We start from the raw sequence: 16,611 nt of genomic DNA on the forward strand, positions 1-16,611 counted from the left end.
TTCTATCCCGCCCCGGCCAACGCCGGTTTGCGCGCGGATGAACGAATCCCCGGGTTTTCCCCCATGTCCGGGCCCTATCCCCCTCGGTAGCGTGGCGATCACGACAAGGGGGTCAGATGAAACCATTCAGGAAAAGCCTGGCGGTTCTGACAGCGGCACTCACCTTCACCACACTCTTCACCGCCGTCGCGGAAGCGGGCGAAGACAGCGCGAAAGCCGTCCTCCGCTACACCGAACACGGCATCCCGCACATCGTCGCCAAGGACTACGCCGGACTCGGCTACGGGTACGGCTTCGCGGCGGCCACCGACAACGTCTGCGAGCTCGCGAACATCTACCTCACGGTGAGCGGGCAGCGGTCGAAGTACTTCGGCCCGGAGGGCGGCGGCTACCCGTCGCTGTCCGAGGCGGAGAGCAACCTGCACAGCGACCTGTTCTTCCAGCAGATCAACGACTCGCACGTCGTCGACAAGCTGGTCGCGCAGCCGGCCCCGCTGGGTCCGCGCCGCGAAGTGCGCGAGGTCGTTTCGGGCTACGTCAAGGGGTTCAACGCCTACCTCGCGCGCACCGGCCGCGCCGGCATCTCCGACCCGGCCTGCCGCGGCGCGGACTGGGTCCGGCCGATCACCGAGCAGGACTTCTACCGGCACTACTACGCCATCGCGATCACCGGCGGCCAGGGCGTCGTCACCGAAGGCCTGTTCACCGCGCCGCCGGCCGGCCCGACGCCGGCCGCGGGCACCGGCGGGCAGCTGTCGGCGAAGGTGGCACAGGCGCTGAACGGCAGCGGGCTGGGCAGCAACGGCATCGCGATCGGCTCGGACTCCACCGCGGCCGGCAAGGGCAGCGTGCTGCTCGGCAACCCGCACTACCCGTGGCAGGCCGGGCGCCGGTTCTGGCAGAGCCAGCTGACCATCCCGGGCCGGCTCGACGTCGCGGGCGCGAGCCTGCTCGGCATGCCGTTCGTCCAGATCGGGCACACCGCGGACGCGGCCTGGACGCACACGGTGTCGACGCCGGTCACGTTCGGCCTGTTCGAGGTGCCGTTGCAGGCGGGCGACCCGACGACGTACCTGGTCGACGGCAAGCCGGAGAAGATGACCTCCCGCGCAGTCACCGTCCAGGTGCGCCAGGCCGACGGCTCGCTGAAGCCGGTCCGCCAGACGTTCTGGTCGACCCGGTACGGGCCGGTGATGGGTGACTTCCAGGGCATTCCGCTGCCGTGGACGACGAAGTCGGCCTACACCGTGCGCGACGCCAACGGCACGAACATGCGCGGGCTCAACACGTGGTTCGAGCTCGACCAGGCCCGCAGCACAGCCGACGTCGTCGGTGCGCTGAGCCGCACCCAAGGTGTGCCGTGGGTCAACACGATCGCCACCGACCGGGCGGGCAACGCGCTCTACGCCGACATCCAGGTCGTCCCGCACATCACCGACGAGCAGGCGAAGGTGTGCAGCACCGCACTGGGACAGCAGACCTTCCCCGCGGTCGGACTGGCCATTTTGGACGGATCGAAGTCGTCGTGCCAGTGGGGTTCCGACCCCGGCGCGCTCGAACCGGGCATCTTCGCGCCGTCGCGGCTGCCGCGGCAGCAGAGCCGCGACTACGAGCTGAACACCAACGACAGCGCCTGGCTGGCCAACGCGAAGACGCCGATCACCGGGTACCCGCACATCGTCGGGGACATCGGCACCGAGCGGTCGCCACGGACGCGGGAAGCGCTGCTCACCGCCGAAAAGGGCGGGTTCACGACGGACTCGATGAAGAAGATGCTCTTCGCCGACCACAGCCTGTTCGCCGACCTGACGGCGGCGGACCTGGCCAAGCTGTGCGCGTCCTTCCCGGGTGGGCAGGCGCCGTCCTCGTCCGGCCCGGTGCCGGTCGGGAACGCGTGCCGGGTGCTGGCGAACTGGGACCACACCTACACGCTCGACACGCGGGGATCGCTGCTGTTCCAGCGGTTCGCCGCGCGGCTGGGCGACGTGGCCCGCTTCTCGGTGCCCTTCGACCCGAAGGCGCCGCTGACCACGCCGAACACCCTCAACGTCGGCAACGCGGACGTCCAGAAGGCGTTCGGGGACGCGCTGGTGGAGCTGCGCACGGCCGGGCTCGCCCCGGACGCTCGCCTCAGGGACGGCCAGGCGGTCACCCGCAACGGCGAGCGCATCCCGATCCACGGCGGCCAGGGCTTCCTCGGCGTGCTCAACGTGATGACGCCGGTGTGGGACCCGGCCCGCGGCAACGTCGAGGTCGCGCACGGGTCGAGCTACATCCAGGTGGTCGGGTTCCGCGGCAGCGCGTGCCCGGACTCCTCGACGCTGCTGACCTACTCGCAGTCGGCCAACCCGAAGTCGCCGTACTTCAGCGACCAGACGAAGCTCTACAGCCGCGGTGAGTGGGTGAAGGAACGCTTCTGCGAGGCGGACATCGTGCGCTCGCCGGCGCTGCGGATCGTCGTCCTGCGCTGAGTTCCAGCCCTGCCGCAGTTGTCGTGAGTGTTTAGGGCGGGTCTAACCGCCCTAAACACTCACGACAACCCGGCCACCAGCCGAGCCCGCCGGCAGCGGGCGCCGGGGGGCGGCGGCGTCGGGCACGGGCTCGGGGCGGTTTTTGTGTTTTTTTTTTGGGGGGTTTAAACCCCCAAAAAACAACCCCCACAACCCGGCCACCTGCCTAGCCCGCCGTCAGCGTGCGCAGGTCGGCGAAGGCTTCGGTCACGTGCTCGTCCAGGCCACGCGCGGACTCCTCGATCCAGGCGCCGGCGGCGAGGTGGAAGGTGTCCCAGCCGATGCGGGCGGCTAGCGCGGCGAGCCGGTCGGGGACCCCTCGCCCGCGCAACGCCGCAGCCAAGGCGTCGGTCATCGCCGCGGCTTTGGCGAGGTCGCGCTCACGCAGTGCCGGGGTCGCGGCGATGACCGCCAGCCGCGGTTCGGCGAACGACCGGTTGCCTTCGAGGATCCGGCCGGACTTCCGGAAGGCGCGCACCAGGACTGCCAGCGGCGGGAGGCCGTCGGGGGCGTCGGCCACCGACTCGGTCAGCTCCGCGCGCAGGGCGGCTTCGCCGTCGAAGAGCACTTCGCGCTTGTCCGGGAAGTGCCGGAAGAACGTGCGCTCGGTGACACCCGCCCGGGCGGCGATCTCGGCCGTCGTCGTCCGGTCGAAACCGCGTTCGACGTACAGCTCCAACGCCGCCTGCTGGAGGCGGCGACGCGCTTCTTCTCCGCTGCGTGGCACGCCGTCAGCCTACCCGTAGTGACAGTGACTGACACCTAGAGGTAGAGTTTTTAGCGTCAGTCACTGTCACTACCTCGGAGAGTCCCATGCACGTCTTCGTCACCGGCGGTTCGGGCCAGACCGGCCCCACCGTCGTCACCGAGCTGATCGAGGCCGGCCACACCGTCACCGGGCTGGCCCGCTCGGACGCGGCCGCCACCCGGCTCACGGCACTCGGCGCCACCCCGCTTCGCGGTTCACTGGACGACCTCGACGGCCTGCGTCGCGGGGCCGAGGCCGCCGACGGCGTCCTGCACATGGCCTTCGGCGGCGACTTCGCCGATCCCGACGCCATGATGCGACGCGACCGGACCGCGATCGAGACGCTCGGCACGGCCCTGGAGAACACCGGCAAGCCGCTCGTCAGCACCTCGGGCACGCTGGTCATGCCCGCCGGGCGCGAGAGCAGCGAGAAGGACGAGCCGGACGCGGCCGGGCTCGCCACCTTCCGGATCGCGGGCGAGCGGGCCTGCCTGGCGTTCGCCGCCCGGGGTGTGCGCGCGAGCGTCGTCCGGCTCGCGCCGACCGTCCACGGCCCCGAGGACCACGGCTTCATCACCATGCTGGTCGCGACCGCGCGGCAGACTGGCGTCTCCGCCTACGTCGGCGACGGCGCCAACCGGTGGCCGGCCGTGCACCGGCTCGACGCGGCGGTGCTGTTCCGGCTCGCGCTGGAGCAGGCGCCGGCGGGCAGCGTGCTGCACGGCGCGGCCGAGAACGTCGCTTTCAAGCGCATCGCGGAGACGATCGCCGAGGGCCTCGGCCTGCCGGCGGTCTCACTGACCCCGGAGGCGGCCGCGACGCACTTCGTGAGCCCGTTCATGGCGCTGGCCTATGGCTTCGACGCGCCCGTGACCAGCGCGTTCACCCGCGAACTGCTCGGCTGGGCACCGAGCGGGCCGGGCCTGCTCGACGACGTCGCGAACGGGGACTACCTGGGCTGACCGGCGCCCGGCTGCTGGCTCGCGAGGGTGCCGGCCGCCATCCGGCGGGCGACGTCCTTGCGCAGCCACAGCAGCCACAGCCACACCGCCAGGAACAGCACCCCCAGCACCGCGATCGCCGGCAGCCAGAACACCAGCGCGATCAGCACGACCTGCAGACCGAGGATCAGCGGCACGGCCCACGGCCGCTTGACGAACCCGCAGGTCACGATGAGCACGGCGGCCACCGCGATGACCGTCCAGCCGGTGCCGGTGCTGATCCCGCCGCCGAGCTTGTTGACCACCGGCAGCGCGAGGGCGACCGTGATCGCCTCCATGATCAGCGTCCCCGACATCACGCCGCGGAAGCCCTTCATCGGGTCCTTGGGCTTGGGTGTCTCGTTCGAGGTCACGCCGGCTCCTTCCCGAACAGCGTCCGGGTCTCGCCGACCGTGACCACCGAACCGGTGACCAGAACGCCACCGCCCGCCAGGGGCTCCTCCGGGTCGTCGCTGGTCTCCACCAGCGCGATCGCCGTCTCGATCGCCGTCTCCAGGTCGGTTTCGGCGACCACGCGCTCTTCGCCGAAGACCGAGATGGCCAGCTGGTTCAGCTCGTCGAGCGGCATCGACCGCGGCGAGGAGTTGCGCGTGACGACGATGTCCGACACCACCGGCTCCAGCGCGTCGAGGATGCCGTGCGCGTCCTTCTCGGCCATCACGCCGACCACCGCGACCAGGCGGCGGAACGCGAACTCCTCGGCCACGGTCGCGGCCAGGGCGCGGGCGCCGTGCGGGTTGTGGGCCGCGTCGATCATCACCGCGGGGGCCGCGCGGACGCGCTCGAGCCGGCCGGGCGTCTCGACCTCGGCGAACGCTTCGCGCACGGCCTCGATCACCAGCTGCTTGTCCTTGCCCGCGCCGAAGAACGCCTCGACCGCGGCCAGCGCGAGCGCGGCGTTCGCGGCCTGGTGGGCGCCGTGCAGCGGCAGGAAGACCTCGTCGTAGACCCCGCCGAGGCCCTGCAGCTTCAGCAGCTGCCCGCCGACGGCGACCTCGCGCTCCAGCACGCCGAACTCGCTGCCCGCGCGGGCGACCGCGGCGTCGACCTCGACGGCGCGCTCCAGCAGCACCTTCTGCACTTCGGGGTCCTGCTCCGCGATGACCGCGACCGAGCCGGGCTTGATGATGCCGGCCTTTTCGCGGGCCGCGCCGAGGATGTCCGGGCCCAGGTACTCGACGTGGTCGATGCCGATCGGCGTGATCACCGCGACGTCGGCGTCCGCGACGTTCGTGGCGTCCCACGCGCCGCCCAGGCCGGCTTCGAGCACCGCGGCCTCCACCGGGGCGTCGGCGAACGCCGCGAACGCCATCCCGGTGAGGATCTCGAACTTGCTCATCGCGACGCCGTCGGCGCTCGCACCGTCCACCATGGCCACGTACGGCGCGATGTCGTGCCACAGTTCGGCGTAGCGGGCGGCGGAGATCGGCGCGCCGTCGAGCGCGATCCGCTCGGTGACCAGCTGCAGGTGCGGGCTCGTGTAGCGGCCGACGCGCAGGCCCATCCGGGTCAGCAGCGCGTCGATCATCCGGGCCGTGGACCCCTTGCCGTTGGTGCCCGCCACGTGCAGCACCGGGTAGCCGCGGTTCGGCTCGCCGAGCAGCTGCGTCAGCGCCGAGATGCGGGTGAGCGACGGCTCGATCTTCGTCTCCGGCCAGCGCTGGTTCAGCTCGGCCTCGACGGCCATCAGCTCGCGGCGCGCCTCGGCGCCGTTCGGGTCGCCGTACTCGGCCGCCACCCCCTGGTCGTCGAGCTCGTGCAGCTCGGCGTCCTCGGGCACGGTCAGGTCGGGCACCGGGCCGGTGGCCAGGTTGTCCCCCAGCTGGCCGACCCCGCCGATCCCGCCGCGCGCGCCACCGCCGGCCTCGAACGCGGTGTCGCGGACGTCGAGTTCGGGGTCGTGGTCGTCGGACTCTTCGTAGCCCGACGACCCCAGCTCGTCGATGCCCGCGAAGCTGTCCAGATCCGACAGGTCCGGCTTGCGACCTGTCTCATCCTGCGGCACTGAATCTCCTCCGGCCTGGGGTTTCGCACTTGCTTCCCGAGTCTACGTGCGCGCGGAGGTGGCACTCTCGACGCATGCCGTTCAACCACAACGACCACTACCACCCGCTGCTGCTGGACCTGCTCCCGCCCGGCCCCGGGATCGCGCTGGACGTCGGCTGCGGCACCGGCCGGTTCGCGCGGCGGCTGGCCGCGACCGGGATGGCGGTGGAGGCGGTCGACGTCTCGGCGGCGATGGTCGAGGCGGCGGCGGGTCTCGGGTCGCCCGGGCCGGGCGAGATCGTCTACCGGCAGGCCGACGTCGGCACCGATCCGCTGCCCGAGGCGCACTACGACTACATCTCCTGCCTCGCGTCCCTGCACCACCTGCCGGTCGGCACGCTCACCAAGCTGCGCCGCGCGCTGGTGCCCGGCGGCGTGCTCGTCGTGCTCGGCCTGGCTCGCCCCAGCACACCGGCGGACTGGGCCCGCGCGGCCGCCGCGGTGCCGGTGAACGCGCTTGCGCGGCTGGTCGTCTACGCGGGTGAACGGCTCAACGGCGGCGTCGAGGACGGCCCTCGGGCCCCGGTCGCCGACGACTACCCGACGCTCGCCGAAGTGCGGCGCGAGGCGGTGCGGCAGCTGCCCGGGAGCACAGTCCGGCCGTTGCTGTTCTGGCGCACCCTGATCACTTACCGTGAGCTCGGCGACGGTGACCCGACTGCGGGGTGAAGTCCGTCCCCTCGGCGCGGCGGCCTCGCTAGATGTGGAAGGAGCGATCCGCCGAACCAGAACGGGGTCTTCATGCGCATCACCCGGCTGCTCACCGCCGTCGTCTCGGCAGCCATCCTGCTGCCGGCGTCGGCCACCGCCGCATCCGCGGCGAGCATCGGCAGCTACGTCGCCCTCGGCGACTCCTACACGTCCGGGCCCTTCATCCCGGTCCAGCGGCTCGACCCGCTCGGCTGCGGCCGGTCGACGGCGAACTACCCGTCGGTGCTGGCCGCGGCACTGCACGCCGGGCGGTTCACCGACGTCAGCTGCGCCGGCGCGGACACCACGAACATGACCCGGCCGCAGGGCGTGCCGTTCAACGGCACCAACCCGCCGCAGCTCGGCGCGCTGCGGATCGACACCGACCTGGTGACGCTCGGCATCGGCGGCAACGACTACGGCGTGTTCGGCAGCCTGACCTCGACGTGCCCGGGCCTGCGCGCGAGCGACCCGACGGGCAGCCCGTGCGAGGACCACTTCGGTGACTCCGTCACGACGTCGATCGACAACATCGGGCCACGGGTCGAGACGGTGCTCGCGGCGATCCACGAGCGCTCGCCGCGGGCGCGGGTGCTGGTGGTCGGCTACCCGCGGATCGCGCCGGACCGGGGCTACTGCCCGGACATCCTGCCCTTCGCCGACGGCGACTACGCGTGGCTGAACAGCGTCGAGGAAAAGCTGAACTCGACGCTGTCCGACGCGGCGGACGCCGACGGCCGGGCGGAGTTCGTCGACACGTTCGGCCCGTCGCGCGGCCACGACGCGTGCGCGCGCGGCGGCTCGGCGTGGATCAACGGCAAGGACCAGAACGTCTTCGAGGCGGCCGCCTACCACCCGCTCAAGGCGGGGATGGCCGGCGTGGCCGCGGTCGTGCTCAAGGCGCTGCGCTGACGAACTCCAGCACGATCCGGGCGAACTCGTCCGGCAGCTCGACCGGGGCGCCGTGCCCCGCGTCGATCTCGGCGGCCCGCGCGTCCGCGATCGCGGCGGCCAGCTCTCGTTGCTGGTCCGCCGTGATCAGGCGGTCGTGCGTGCTGCCGAGCACGAGCACGGGCGCGGTGATCCCGGCGAGGACCGGCCGGATGTCGACGCTCCGGTCGGTCTCGACCTGCCGGTCCGTGCCGGGCTCGAGCATCGTTTCGAGCGTCTTGACCAGCTGTTCGTTGCTTTCGGCGGTGGCCTGTGCCCAGTAGCGCGGGCCGAACGCCATCAGCGGGAGCATGCGGGCGAAGGTCCCGGTTTCGAGCAGGTCGAGCCAGTAGCGGAACTCGGCGTCCTGGCGCGTGTCGGTGACGGGCCAGGCGGCGTGCAGGACCGCCGTCCGGACGCGGTCCGGGCGGGTGCCGGCCAGCTGCGCCGCGACGACGGCGCCGAGCGAGTGCCCGACGACGTGGGCTTCGTGCACGCCGGCGTGGTCGAGGACGGCTTCGGCCTGGGCGGCGAGGGCTTCGACGGTGATCGGGCCGCCGTCGTCGGTGGTCAGGCCGGAGCCGGGGAAGTCGGGGGCCAGCACGGTGAAGCCGGCCGCCCGTGCGGTCAACGGCCCCCACTGCGCGCGGGAGGCGGCGGTGCCGTGCAGCAGGAGCAGCGCGGGGCCGTCGCCGGTCCGGTCGTAGTGGACGGCGGTGGTTCCGAGGGTCACTTTCGGCATGGTGCGGTCCTTCAGGCGAGGATCGTGCGGAGGGCGGCGGTGAAGGCGCGGGGGTCTTCCTGGTGCGGCACGTGGCCGCAGCCGGCGAGGACGTGCACCCGGGCGCCGGGCGTTTCCGCGGCGCAGGTGCGCGGCACTTCGAGCGGGATTTCGGCGTCGAGCTCGCCGTGCAGGTAGGTGATCGGGACGGCAAGGTCCTTCAGGCGGGGCCGCGGGTCGTAGGTGGTGCATTCGGTGAACAGCTCGTCGATGTAGGCGCCGGAGTCGAGCAGCTGCCGGATCGTCCAGGCGACGAGCCCGGGCCGGGCGCCCGCGACCCAGTTGGGCACCCAGTCCTCGAAGGTCCCGACGCGGTCGTCGACCAGCCGTTTGCGCAGGTCGTGCACCTTGTCGAGCATGCCGGTGGCCGGCCAGTACCCCGGGCTGTCGACGGCGACGACCGCTTCGACCAGGTCGGGCCGGGCCAGGGCGAGTTCGGTGGCGAAGACACCGCCGATGCTGGACCCGATGACGGTGGGCTTGATCTCCAGCGTCTCGATCACGGCGGCGAGGTCGGCGGTGACGCGGGCGATGGTGTTGCCGCGGGCGGGGTGGTCCGAGCGGCCGCAGCCGCGCCAGTCGAGGGTGACGACGCGGTGGTCACGCACGAGGTCGGGCAGGCACGACTGCCAGACGCGGCCGCTGGTCCCCCAGCCGTGCACGAACAGCAGGGCGGGGCCTTGTCCTTCGTCTCCTTCGTCGTCGTAGTGGAGTTCGGTGTTTTCGACGGTCATCCGAGGCATGCGTTGAGCGTTCCGCGCCGGCGGCCGGTGATCGATGGCCAAGTCGCTCGTACACTGATCACGATCGATGATGAATGGGGTCTTTCGTGGAGCTTCGTCAGCTGCGCTACTTCGTGACGGTGGCCGAGGAGCTGCACTTCGGCCGGGCGGCGGAGCGGCTGCACATCGTCCAGCCGGCGGTGAGCCAGCAGGTGCGGCGGCTGGAGCGATCGCTCGGGGTCGGTTTGTTCGACCGGACGACGCGGTCGGTGGTGCTCACCGAGGCGGGTCAGCGGTTCCTGCCGCACGCGCGGGCGGTGTTGTCGGCGGCGGATCGGGCGGCCGACTCGGTCTCGGAGTTCCGGGCTTCGGGTTCGTTGGTGCGGCTGGGGACGAGTGAGGGGTTGGGTGATCGGCTGGACTCACTGCTGGGCGCCTTTGCCCGGCTGGCGCCTTCAGCTGCTTTGGAGCTGGTGCACGCGCCGACGGCTCAGCGTCTCGAGCGGGTCCGGGACGGTTCTTTGGACGCGACCATCGTCCGAGGTTCCTGGCCCTCGTCCGACCTGGACCTCACTCCTTTGTGGATGGACGAGGTGCTCGTGGCGCTGCCTTCGTCGCATCCGCTGGCTTCTTCCGCCGTGGTTTCCTTCGCGTCGCTGGCTTCGCTTCCCGCGCGGCTGAGCCCGCCGTCCCGGAACCGGCCGTTGTTCGAGCTGGTCGTGTCGTGCTGCCGGTCGGCGGGGTTCGAGCCGGTGCTGGGACCGGACTTCACGACGGCGCAGGACACGTTGGGGACGCTGGGGTTCGGGCGTCCGCATTGGACGGTGTTCTACCGGGCGCACGCGAACTTGCTGCCGGTGCCGGGGGTGGTGTTCCGACCGCTGGATCCTTCGCCGAAGATGCAGACGTACTTGGCGACCCCGGCGAACCGGCGGCTGACGCCGGAGCTGGCCGCACTGATCGAAGCAGCACGCACCATCGACGCCGGCTGAGTAACAGCCGGCCCCTGCCGGACGACTCAGAGCGCGTGCCCGAGACCTTTGAAATGGACCGCGTGGGTCACTTCCTCGAGCAGGTGTCGACCCGTGCGGCGGATCGCGACGAGCCACTGTGGAGCGCGCTCGTCGTGTCGAAGGGCAGCGGCGAGCCGAGTAGCGGGTTCTACGTCCTCGCGCGGAGGCTGCGCGAGGAGTATGCGGATCTCGGCGACAAGGACGTGTGGGAGAAGGAACGCGGGCGCTGCTACGACGCGGCCCGCTCCGCCTGACCGCATGACCAAGCCCGGCCCCTCACGAAGGAGCCGGGCTCGGTCCCGGCGGCACTTTCACGTGAAAGTGCCGGCTCGGTCAGCAACCTCAGGAAGCCGGCAGCGCCGCCAGCCGCGCGGTAATACGCTCGATGTCCGACACCGCCGTCTTCTTGCGGACCTTGATCTTGTCCACCACGTGCTCCGGAGCCTTGGCGATGAAAGCCTCGTTGCCGAGCTTCGCCTCCGTCTGGGTCAGCTCCTTCTGCGCCGCCGCCAGGTCCTTCTCCAGGCGCTTGCGCTCCGCCGCCACGTCGACCGTGCCCGACAGGTCCAGCTCCACCGTCACCACGCCGTCGCCCAGGGCCACCTCCAGCGAGGCGCTCGCCGCGAAGTCTTCGGCGGCCGGGGTCAACCGGACCAGGGACCGGATTGCCTCCTCGTGGCCGCCCGCGTACCCGGCGAGCCTGGCCGCCACCTTCTGGCCCGGCTTCAGGCCCTGGTCCGCGCGGAAGCGGCGGATCTCCGTCACCAGCTTCTGGACGTCCGCGATCCGGGCGTCGGCCGAAGCGTCCGCGTAGCCGTCGAAAGGTGCGGGCCACGCCGCGATCACCAACGACGAGCCGCCGGTCAGCGCCGTCCAGAGCTTCTCCGTGATGAACGGGATGAACGGGTGCAGCAACCGCAGCACCGTGTCCAGCACGTGCCCGAGCACCGCGCGAGTCGACGCGACCCGGGCGTCATCCCCTTGGTACAGCTGGACCTTCGCCAGCTCCAGGTACCAGTCGCACAGCTCGTTCCACGTGAACTGGTAGAGCGCGCCCGCCACCTTCGCGAACTGGAAGTCCTCGAACAGACCGTCCACTTCGGACACCAGCGCGCTCAGCCGCCCCAGGATCCACCGATCCGCTTCCGTCAAAGAAGAAGCAGAAGGCAGCGGCGCAGCGACCGACGCCCCGTTCATCATCGCGAACTTCGTCGCGTTCCACAGCTTCGTGCAGAAGTTGCGGGAGCCCGCCGCCCACTCGTCGGCCAGGGCCATGTCCGCGCCCGGGTTCGCGCCGCGGGCCAGGGTGAAGCGGGTGGCGTCCGCGCCGTACGCGTCCATCCACTCCAGCGGGTCGATCACGTTGCCGCGCGACTTCGACATCTTCTTGCCGTTCGCGTCGCGGATCAGGCCGTGCAGGTACACGTGGTCGAACGGCTGCTTCCCGGCCATCTGGTGCACGCCGAACATCATCATCCGGACGACCCAGAAGAACAGGATGTCGTAACCCGTCGAAAGAACGCTGGTCGGGTAGAACTTCTCCAAATCCGAGGAGGAAGAAGGCCAGCCCAGCGTCGACATCGGCCACAGGCCCGACGAGAACCACGTGTCCAGCACGTCCGGGTCCTGCGTCCAGCCTTCCCCGGACGGCGGCTGCTCGTCCGGGCCGACGCACACCACTTCGCCGTCCGGGCCGTAGTACACCGGGATGCGGTGGCCCCACCACAGCTGGCGCGAGATCGTCCAGTCGTGCATGTTGTCGACCCAGTCGAAGTACCGCTTGCCCAGCTCGGCCGGGTGGATCTTCGTCCGGCCGTCGCGGACCGCGTCGCCCGCCAGCTTGGCCAGCTCCTCGACCTTGACCCACCACTGCAGCGACAGCCGCGGCTCGACCACCGTGTCGCAGCGCGAGCAGTGCCCGACCGCGTGCACGTACGGCCGCTTCTCCGCGACGATCCGGCCCAGCTCGCGCAGCGCCGCGACCACCGCGGGCCGCGCCTCGAACCGGTCCAGGCCCTCGAACGGCCCGGGCACCGTGATCTCGGCCTTCTCGTTCATCACCGTGAGCATCGGCAGGTCGTGCCGGCGGCCGATCTCGAAGTCGTTCGGGTCGTGCGCCGGGGTCACCTTGACCGCGCCGGTGCCGAACTCGGGGTCGACGTGCTTGTCGGCCACGATCGGGATGCGGCGGCCGGTCAGCGGCAGCTCGACGGTGGTGCCGACCAGGTGCGCGTACCGCTCGTCGTCCGGGTGGACGGCGACCGCGGTGTCGCCCAGCATCGTCTCCGCGCGGGTGGTGGCCACCACGATCGCGTCGGCACCGTCGCCGTAGCGGATCGAGACGAGCTCGCCGTCGTCGTCGCTGTGGTCGACCTCGATGTCCGAGAGCGCGGTCCGGCAGCGCGGGCACCAGTTGATGATCCGCTCGGCCCGGTAGATCAGGCCCTCGTCGAAGAAGTTCTTGAACACCGTCTGGACGGCCTTCGACAGGTTCTCGTCCATGGTGAAGCGCTCACGCGACCAGTCGACGCCGTCGCCGAGGCGCTTCATCTGGTCGAGGATCTTGCCGCCGTACTCGGCCTTCCACTCCCAGACGCGCTCGACGAACTTCTCGCGGCCCAGGTCGTGGCGCGAAAGGCCCTCGCCGGCCAGCTGCCGCTCGACGACGTTCTGCGTCGCGATGCCCGCGTGGTCCATGCCCGGCAGCCACAGCACCTCGTAGCCCTGCATGCGACGGCGGCGGCTCATCGCGTCCATCAGGGTGTGGTTGAGCGCGTGGCCCATGTGCAGCGAACCGGTCACGTTCGGCGGCGGCAGTACGATCGAGAACGGCGGCTTCTCCGACGAGGCGTCGGCCGTGAAGTACCCGGCCGCTACCCAGCGGTCGTACATCGGTGCTTCCTCGGCGGCCGGGTCCCAGGCACCCGGAAGGTCGGTGGTCTGCTGCGGAGCGTTCTCGGTCACAATGGACAAGTCTACGAACCCGTCACGGCGGGTCACCCAGGGGGAAGGCACTCGGGATGGCACAGCCTCACCAGCCGCAGGATCCGGACGACCGGCGCCTGGAAACTCACCCTGACCTGATGAACCCCGACTGGCAGCGCTACGCCGAGCGGGACGCCTGGCTGGGCGCGAAGAAGGACCTCAAAAAGCGCCGCAAGCGCGAGGGCCGGGTGCAGCAGCCCGGGCACAGCCGCTGGCCGGGCGTGCTCGCCCTGCTGGTGGTCGTCGTCCTGGTCGCCGCGGCCGTCGTCGTGCACCAGATCCAGGGCGTCGGCGTCAACGAGGACCCGTTCCTGTTCTTCGGGTCGTAACGCCCGACCCCCGCTGTCGATGATCAGGCATCGACCTTGGGGGAAGCAGCACGTGGACGACGAAAACCTGCTCGACACGCCTGGCTGGGCTCGAAGCAGGACCGCAAGCAGTTCCGCAAGCAGCAGAAGCGCCGCGCCCGGAAACCCGGCCGCCGCTGGTGGGTCTTCGCCGTGTTCGTGGCGATACTCGGCGTGACGACGGCGGCGATCGTGCTGGTCGGCCGCCGTCCCGCGAAGGAGGCCGCGCCGCCGAACCCGACGTCGGTGCCGCGCTACGCCCACGTCGACCTCGCCCGGCCCTACCTGAACACCCCCGCCGACGCCTGGCCCAAGGGGCTGGACGGCATCACCACGCCATCGGCCGGAACCGCCGAGGCCGCCGCCTACGCCAAGGTCAAGCAGGCGATCGCCGCGGCCCGGCTCGAGCCGGCGGTGCTGACCGGGCACGACGCGAAAGGGTTCCTCGGCCTCCTCGCGCCGGACTTCCGCGACCAGCTGACCGGGGTGTTCGCCCGCAAGCCCGCGAAGGGCACGGCGAGCTGGGACTCGTACCTGACCGAGCTCGCCGACGGCTACCACCTGCTCGACGCCGGGCCTCGCAGTTTCGGCACGCTGACCGCGCACCCCGGCGCCAAGGCCGGCGAGCTGGCGGTCGACGCGAAGTACGTCATCGCCTACGCCTTCGACAACGTCCACCCGGAGGGGCTGACCAGCCCGTCGGAGATCGTCAGCTTCCTGCGCGTGGACGAGACGTACGTGCTCCGCAGCGGCAAGAACTTCACGAAGGGCAGCCAGGGACTCTGGCTCGACGGTGGCTCGAGCGCGTTCTCGGCGGTCGGCTGCGCCGCCGCGAGGGAGGGCTACCTGGCGCCCGGCTACGCGAACCCGCCGTCCGTCGCGGGCACCGGCGGCGACCAGGACGCGCCCGGCTACTACGACCCGAAGTACCCGGTGCCGACCCTGGACGGCTGCCCCGCCTGACACGTCACAGTAAGACGCACAACAGCCAGATGCACAGCCTGGACTGTACAGTTAGACTGTGTGTATGGGCGAAGTACCCGCACACGTGGCCGAAAGCGCCGGCTGGATCCGCGCCGTCGTCGCGCAGCTGCACCGGCGGCTGCGGCACGTCGACAACGCCGGGATCCTGACGCCGTCGCAGTCCGCCGTGCTCAACCGGCTGCACCGCGAAGGCCCCGCCACCCAGGGCGAACTGGCCGCCGCCGAGCACGTCCGGCAGCAGTCGATGGCCTCGACGCTCGGCGTCCTCGACGAGCTGGGTTACCTCACCCGCACCCCCGACCCGGCCGACCGGCGCCGCGTCGTCATCGGCCTGTCCGAGACCGGCTCCGACACGGTGCGCGGCATCCTCCAGCACCGCGACGAGTGGCTCGCCCAGGCGCTGGCGGACGCGCTGTCCCCCGCCGAGCTCGAGACCGTCACCCGTGCGTTGCCCTTGCTGCAGCGCGTCGCCGAGCACTAGAAGGAGAGTTCTCACGAGCACCCTCACCGCCCCTGCCAAGTTCGGCGCCCGCCTGGTCACCCCCCTGGTGGCCGGCGCGGTGCTCAACCCGATCAACTCGACGCTCATCGCGGTCGCGCTGGTGCCGATCGGCCGCAGCTTCGGCGCCGGCCCCGGCCAGACGGCGTGGCTGATTTCGGCGTTGTACCTGGCCACCGCGGTCGGGCAGCCGGTGGTCGGGCTGCTGGTGGACCGCTACGGCGCCCGGCGCGTGCTGCTCGGCGGGGCGGCGCTGGTGATCGTCGCCGGGATCGCGGGCATGATCCCGATCTCGGTGGAGTGGCTGACCGGCGTGCGGGTGGTGCTGGGCCTGGGCACGTGTGCCGGGTTCCCGGCCGCGATGGCCGTGCTGCGCCACCACGCCGAGGCGAGCGGCCGGGGCGTGCCCGCCCGCGTGCTGTCGCTGCTGTCGATGTCCGCGCAGACGGTGATGGTGATCGGCCCGACGCTCGGCGGGCTGCTGATCGGGCTGTTCGGCTGGCCCGCGATCTTCGCCGTGAACATCCCGCTGGCCGGGCTGTCGCTGGTGCTGGCGCTGCTGTGGGTGCCGAAGGACGACCGCGGCGCACGCACCCGGACCCGCATCGACGTCCTGGGCATCGCGCTGTTCTCGGCGACCCTGCTGGCGCTGCTGCTCTTCCTGATGGATCCGGGCGCCGAAGCCTGGCTGCTCGCGGTGGTCGCCGCGTTCGGCGTCGCGTTCACCCTGGTCGAGCTGCGGCGGGACGCGCCGTTCCTGGACCTGCGGATGCTCGCGGCCAACGGCGCGATCCTGCGCACGTACCTGCGGCAGGCGCTGAGCTTCATGGCCATCTACGCGATCATGTTCGGCTACGTCCAGTGGCTGGAGACCACGCGGCAGCTGTCCGAGGAGGCGGCCGGGCTGATGCTGCTGCCGATGTCGGGCACGGCGGTCTGCGCGGCGGCGTTTTCGGGGCGCGCGTCCGGGATCCGGGCGCGGCTGATCACGGTGGCGGTGGCCCTGGTCGGCGGGTCGGCGCTGCTGCTGCTCGTCCACGACGGCACGGCGGTCGGTGAACTGCTGGCGCTGGCCGGGTTGTTCGGCCTGGCGCAGGGCCTGACGAGCGTCGCGAACCAGACGACGCTCTACCGCGAGGCGCCGGCCGAGCAGATGGGCACCGCGAGCGGGTTGTTCCGGACGGCCCAGTACCTGGGCGCCATCGTGGCCTCGACGCTCATCGCGCTGTGCTACGGCCCGCACGCGGATTCGGCGGGCCTGCACCGGCTGGCGATCGCGTTGGTGGTGATCAGCGGACTGCTGCTCGTCGTCACGCTGGCCGACCGGGGACTGCGCGCCGCCGAAGTGTGAGCCC

Annotated in this window: 16 protein-coding genes; 10 read left to right on the forward strand and 6 right to left on the reverse strand. The window is 71.3% G+C overall.

Features of this window, described 5'->3' with window-relative positions; all coding sequences use genetic code 11:
• The first annotated feature begins 116 nt into the window (after positions 1 to 116).
• Positions 117 to 2,471: a penicillin acylase family protein gene (locus tag M8542_RS11035; protein WP_257919975.1), complete on the forward strand. Its 2,355-nt coding sequence runs from the start codon at positions 117 to 119 to the stop codon at positions 2,469 to 2,471.
• A gap of 205 nt (positions 2,472 to 2,676) precedes the next feature.
• Here M8542_RS11035 and M8542_RS11040 read toward each other — a convergent pair whose 3' ends face one another.
• Complete coding sequence (locus tag M8542_RS11040; RefSeq protein WP_257919976.1) at positions 2,677 to 3,237, reverse strand: TetR/AcrR family transcriptional regulator; 561 nt, start codon at positions 3,235 to 3,237, stop codon at positions 2,677 to 2,679.
• An 86-nt stretch (positions 3,238 to 3,323) separates the two neighbouring features.
• Between M8542_RS11040 and M8542_RS11045 the strand changes: the two genes are divergently transcribed.
• A complete protein-coding gene (locus tag M8542_RS11045; RefSeq protein ID WP_257919977.1) occupies positions 3,324 to 4,220 on the forward strand; it encodes an SDR family oxidoreductase in 897 nt (298 codons plus the stop codon).
• On the opposite strand, the gene M8542_RS11050 is transcribed toward M8542_RS11045, so the two are convergent.
• A complete protein-coding gene (locus M8542_RS11050) occupies positions 4,208 to 4,576 on the reverse strand; it encodes a DUF4233 domain-containing protein (RefSeq protein ID WP_276586340.1) in 369 nt (122 codons plus the stop codon). The two genes, M8542_RS11045 and M8542_RS11050, sit on opposite strands and share 13 nt — an antisense overlap.
• Before the next feature lie 32 nt (positions 4,577 to 4,608).
• The gene (gene folC / locus M8542_RS11055; RefSeq protein WP_308210251.1) at positions 4,609 to 6,264 is read right to left on the reverse strand and encodes a bifunctional tetrahydrofolate synthase/dihydrofolate synthase; all 1,656 of its coding nucleotides are present in this window, start codon (positions 6,262 to 6,264) and stop codon (positions 4,609 to 4,611) included.
• Between the two features lie 74 nt (positions 6,265 to 6,338).
• Here folC and M8542_RS11060 point away from each other — a divergent pair, with 74 nt between their 5' ends.
• Both M8542_RS11060 and M8542_RS11065 read left to right on the forward strand, forming a co-directional pair.
• Positions 6,339 to 6,974, forward strand: coding sequence for a class I SAM-dependent methyltransferase (locus tag M8542_RS11060; RefSeq protein ID WP_257919979.1), 636 nt, complete (start codon positions 6,339 to 6,341; stop codon positions 6,972 to 6,974).
• A 72-nt stretch (positions 6,975 to 7,046) separates the two neighbouring features.
• Positions 7,047 to 7,907 (forward strand): SGNH/GDSL hydrolase family protein, encoded by an 861-nt coding sequence (locus M8542_RS11065; protein ID WP_257919980.1) that lies wholly within the window; start codon positions 7,047 to 7,049, stop codon positions 7,905 to 7,907.
• Here the strand turns inward: M8542_RS11065 and M8542_RS11070 are convergent.
• Complete coding sequence (locus tag M8542_RS11070; RefSeq protein ID WP_257919981.1) at positions 7,891 to 8,667, reverse strand: alpha/beta fold hydrolase; 777 nt, start codon at positions 8,665 to 8,667, stop codon at positions 7,891 to 7,893. The two genes, M8542_RS11065 and M8542_RS11070, sit on opposite strands and share 17 nt — an antisense overlap.
• Positions 8,668 to 8,678: 11 nt before the next feature.
• Positions 8,679 to 9,449, reverse strand: coding sequence for an alpha/beta fold hydrolase (locus M8542_RS11075; protein WP_257919982.1), 771 nt, complete (start codon positions 9,447 to 9,449; stop codon positions 8,679 to 8,681).
• A gap of 74 nt (positions 9,450 to 9,523) precedes the next feature.
• Here M8542_RS11075 and M8542_RS11080 point away from each other — a divergent pair, with 74 nt between their 5' ends.
• Positions 9,524 to 10,420: a LysR family transcriptional regulator gene (locus M8542_RS11080; protein ID WP_257919983.1), complete on the forward strand. Its 897-nt coding sequence runs from the start codon at positions 9,524 to 9,526 to the stop codon at positions 10,418 to 10,420.
• A 53-nt stretch (positions 10,421 to 10,473) separates the two neighbouring features.
• A complete protein-coding gene (locus M8542_RS11085) occupies positions 10,474 to 10,695 on the forward strand; it encodes a hypothetical protein (RefSeq protein WP_257919984.1) in 222 nt (73 codons plus the stop codon).
• 88 nt (positions 10,696 to 10,783) lie between these two features.
• Here the strand turns inward: M8542_RS11085 and M8542_RS11090 are convergent, their stop codons facing one another.
• Positions 10,784 to 13,405 (reverse strand): valine--tRNA ligase, encoded by a 2,622-nt coding sequence (locus M8542_RS11090; protein WP_257919985.1) that lies wholly within the window; start codon positions 13,403 to 13,405, stop codon positions 10,784 to 10,786.
• A gap of 56 nt (positions 13,406 to 13,461) precedes the next feature.
• Between M8542_RS11090 and M8542_RS11095 the strand changes: the two genes are divergently transcribed.
• From M8542_RS11095 to M8542_RS11110, 4 genes are all read left to right on the forward strand, one after another.
• Entirely contained in the window at positions 13,462 to 13,755 is a 294-nt protein-coding gene (locus M8542_RS11095; RefSeq protein WP_257919986.1) for a hypothetical protein, read from the forward strand.
• Between the two features lie 36 nt (positions 13,756 to 13,791).
• Positions 13,792 to 14,736, forward strand: a complete 945-nt coding sequence (locus tag M8542_RS11100; protein WP_257919987.1) for a hypothetical protein — start codon at positions 13,792 to 13,794, stop codon at positions 14,734 to 14,736.
• 64 nt (positions 14,737 to 14,800) lie between these two features.
• Positions 14,801 to 15,238, forward strand: coding sequence for a MarR family winged helix-turn-helix transcriptional regulator (locus M8542_RS11105; protein ID WP_257919988.1), 438 nt, complete (start codon positions 14,801 to 14,803; stop codon positions 15,236 to 15,238).
• A gap of 67 nt (positions 15,239 to 15,305) precedes the next feature.
• The gene (locus tag M8542_RS11110) at positions 15,306 to 16,607 is read left to right on the forward strand and encodes an MFS transporter (RefSeq protein WP_257919989.1); all 1,302 of its coding nucleotides are present in this window, start codon (positions 15,306 to 15,308) and stop codon (positions 16,605 to 16,607) included.
• The last annotated feature ends 4 nt before the right edge of the window (positions 16,608 to 16,611 follow it).

This window comes from Amycolatopsis iheyensis, from assembly GCF_024703995.1.
Lineage (GTDB): Bacteria > Actinomycetota > Actinomycetes > Mycobacteriales > Pseudonocardiaceae > Amycolatopsis > Amycolatopsis iheyensis.

Excerpts from the sequence above, each read along its gene's own strand:
- M8542_RS11105 (WP_257919988.1), top strand. The coding sequence starts at position 14,801 with ATGGGCGAAGTACCCGCACACGTGGCCGAAAGCGCCGGCTGGATCCGC.
- M8542_RS11065 (WP_257919980.1), top strand. The coding sequence starts at position 7,047 with ATGCGCATCACCCGGCTGCTCACCGCCGTCGTCTCGGCAGCCATCCTG.
- M8542_RS11085 (WP_257919984.1), top strand. The coding sequence starts at position 10,474 with ATGGACCGCGTGGGTCACTTCCTCGAGCAGGTGTCGACCCGTGCGGCG.
- M8542_RS11060 (WP_257919979.1), top strand. The coding sequence starts at position 6,339 with ATGCCGTTCAACCACAACGACCACTACCACCCGCTGCTGCTGGACCTG.
- M8542_RS11075 (WP_257919982.1), bottom strand. The coding sequence starts at position 9,449 with ATGCCTCGGATGACCGTCGAAAACACCGAACTCCACTACGACGACGAA.
- M8542_RS11045 (WP_257919977.1), top strand. The coding sequence starts at position 3,324 with ATGCACGTCTTCGTCACCGGCGGTTCGGGCCAGACCGGCCCCACCGTC.
- M8542_RS11050 (WP_276586340.1), bottom strand. The coding sequence starts at position 4,576 with ATGAAGGGCTTCCGCGGCGTGATGTCGGGGACGCTGATCATGGAGGCG.
- M8542_RS11095 (WP_257919986.1), top strand. The coding sequence starts at position 13,462 with ATGGCACAGCCTCACCAGCCGCAGGATCCGGACGACCGGCGCCTGGAA.
- M8542_RS11035 (WP_257919975.1), top strand. The coding sequence starts at position 117 with ATGAAACCATTCAGGAAAAGCCTGGCGGTTCTGACAGCGGCACTCACC.
- M8542_RS11080 (WP_257919983.1), top strand. The coding sequence starts at position 9,524 with ATGGGGTCTTTCGTGGAGCTTCGTCAGCTGCGCTACTTCGTGACGGTG.
- M8542_RS11070 (WP_257919981.1), bottom strand. The coding sequence starts at position 8,667 with ATGCCGAAAGTGACCCTCGGAACCACCGCCGTCCACTACGACCGGACC.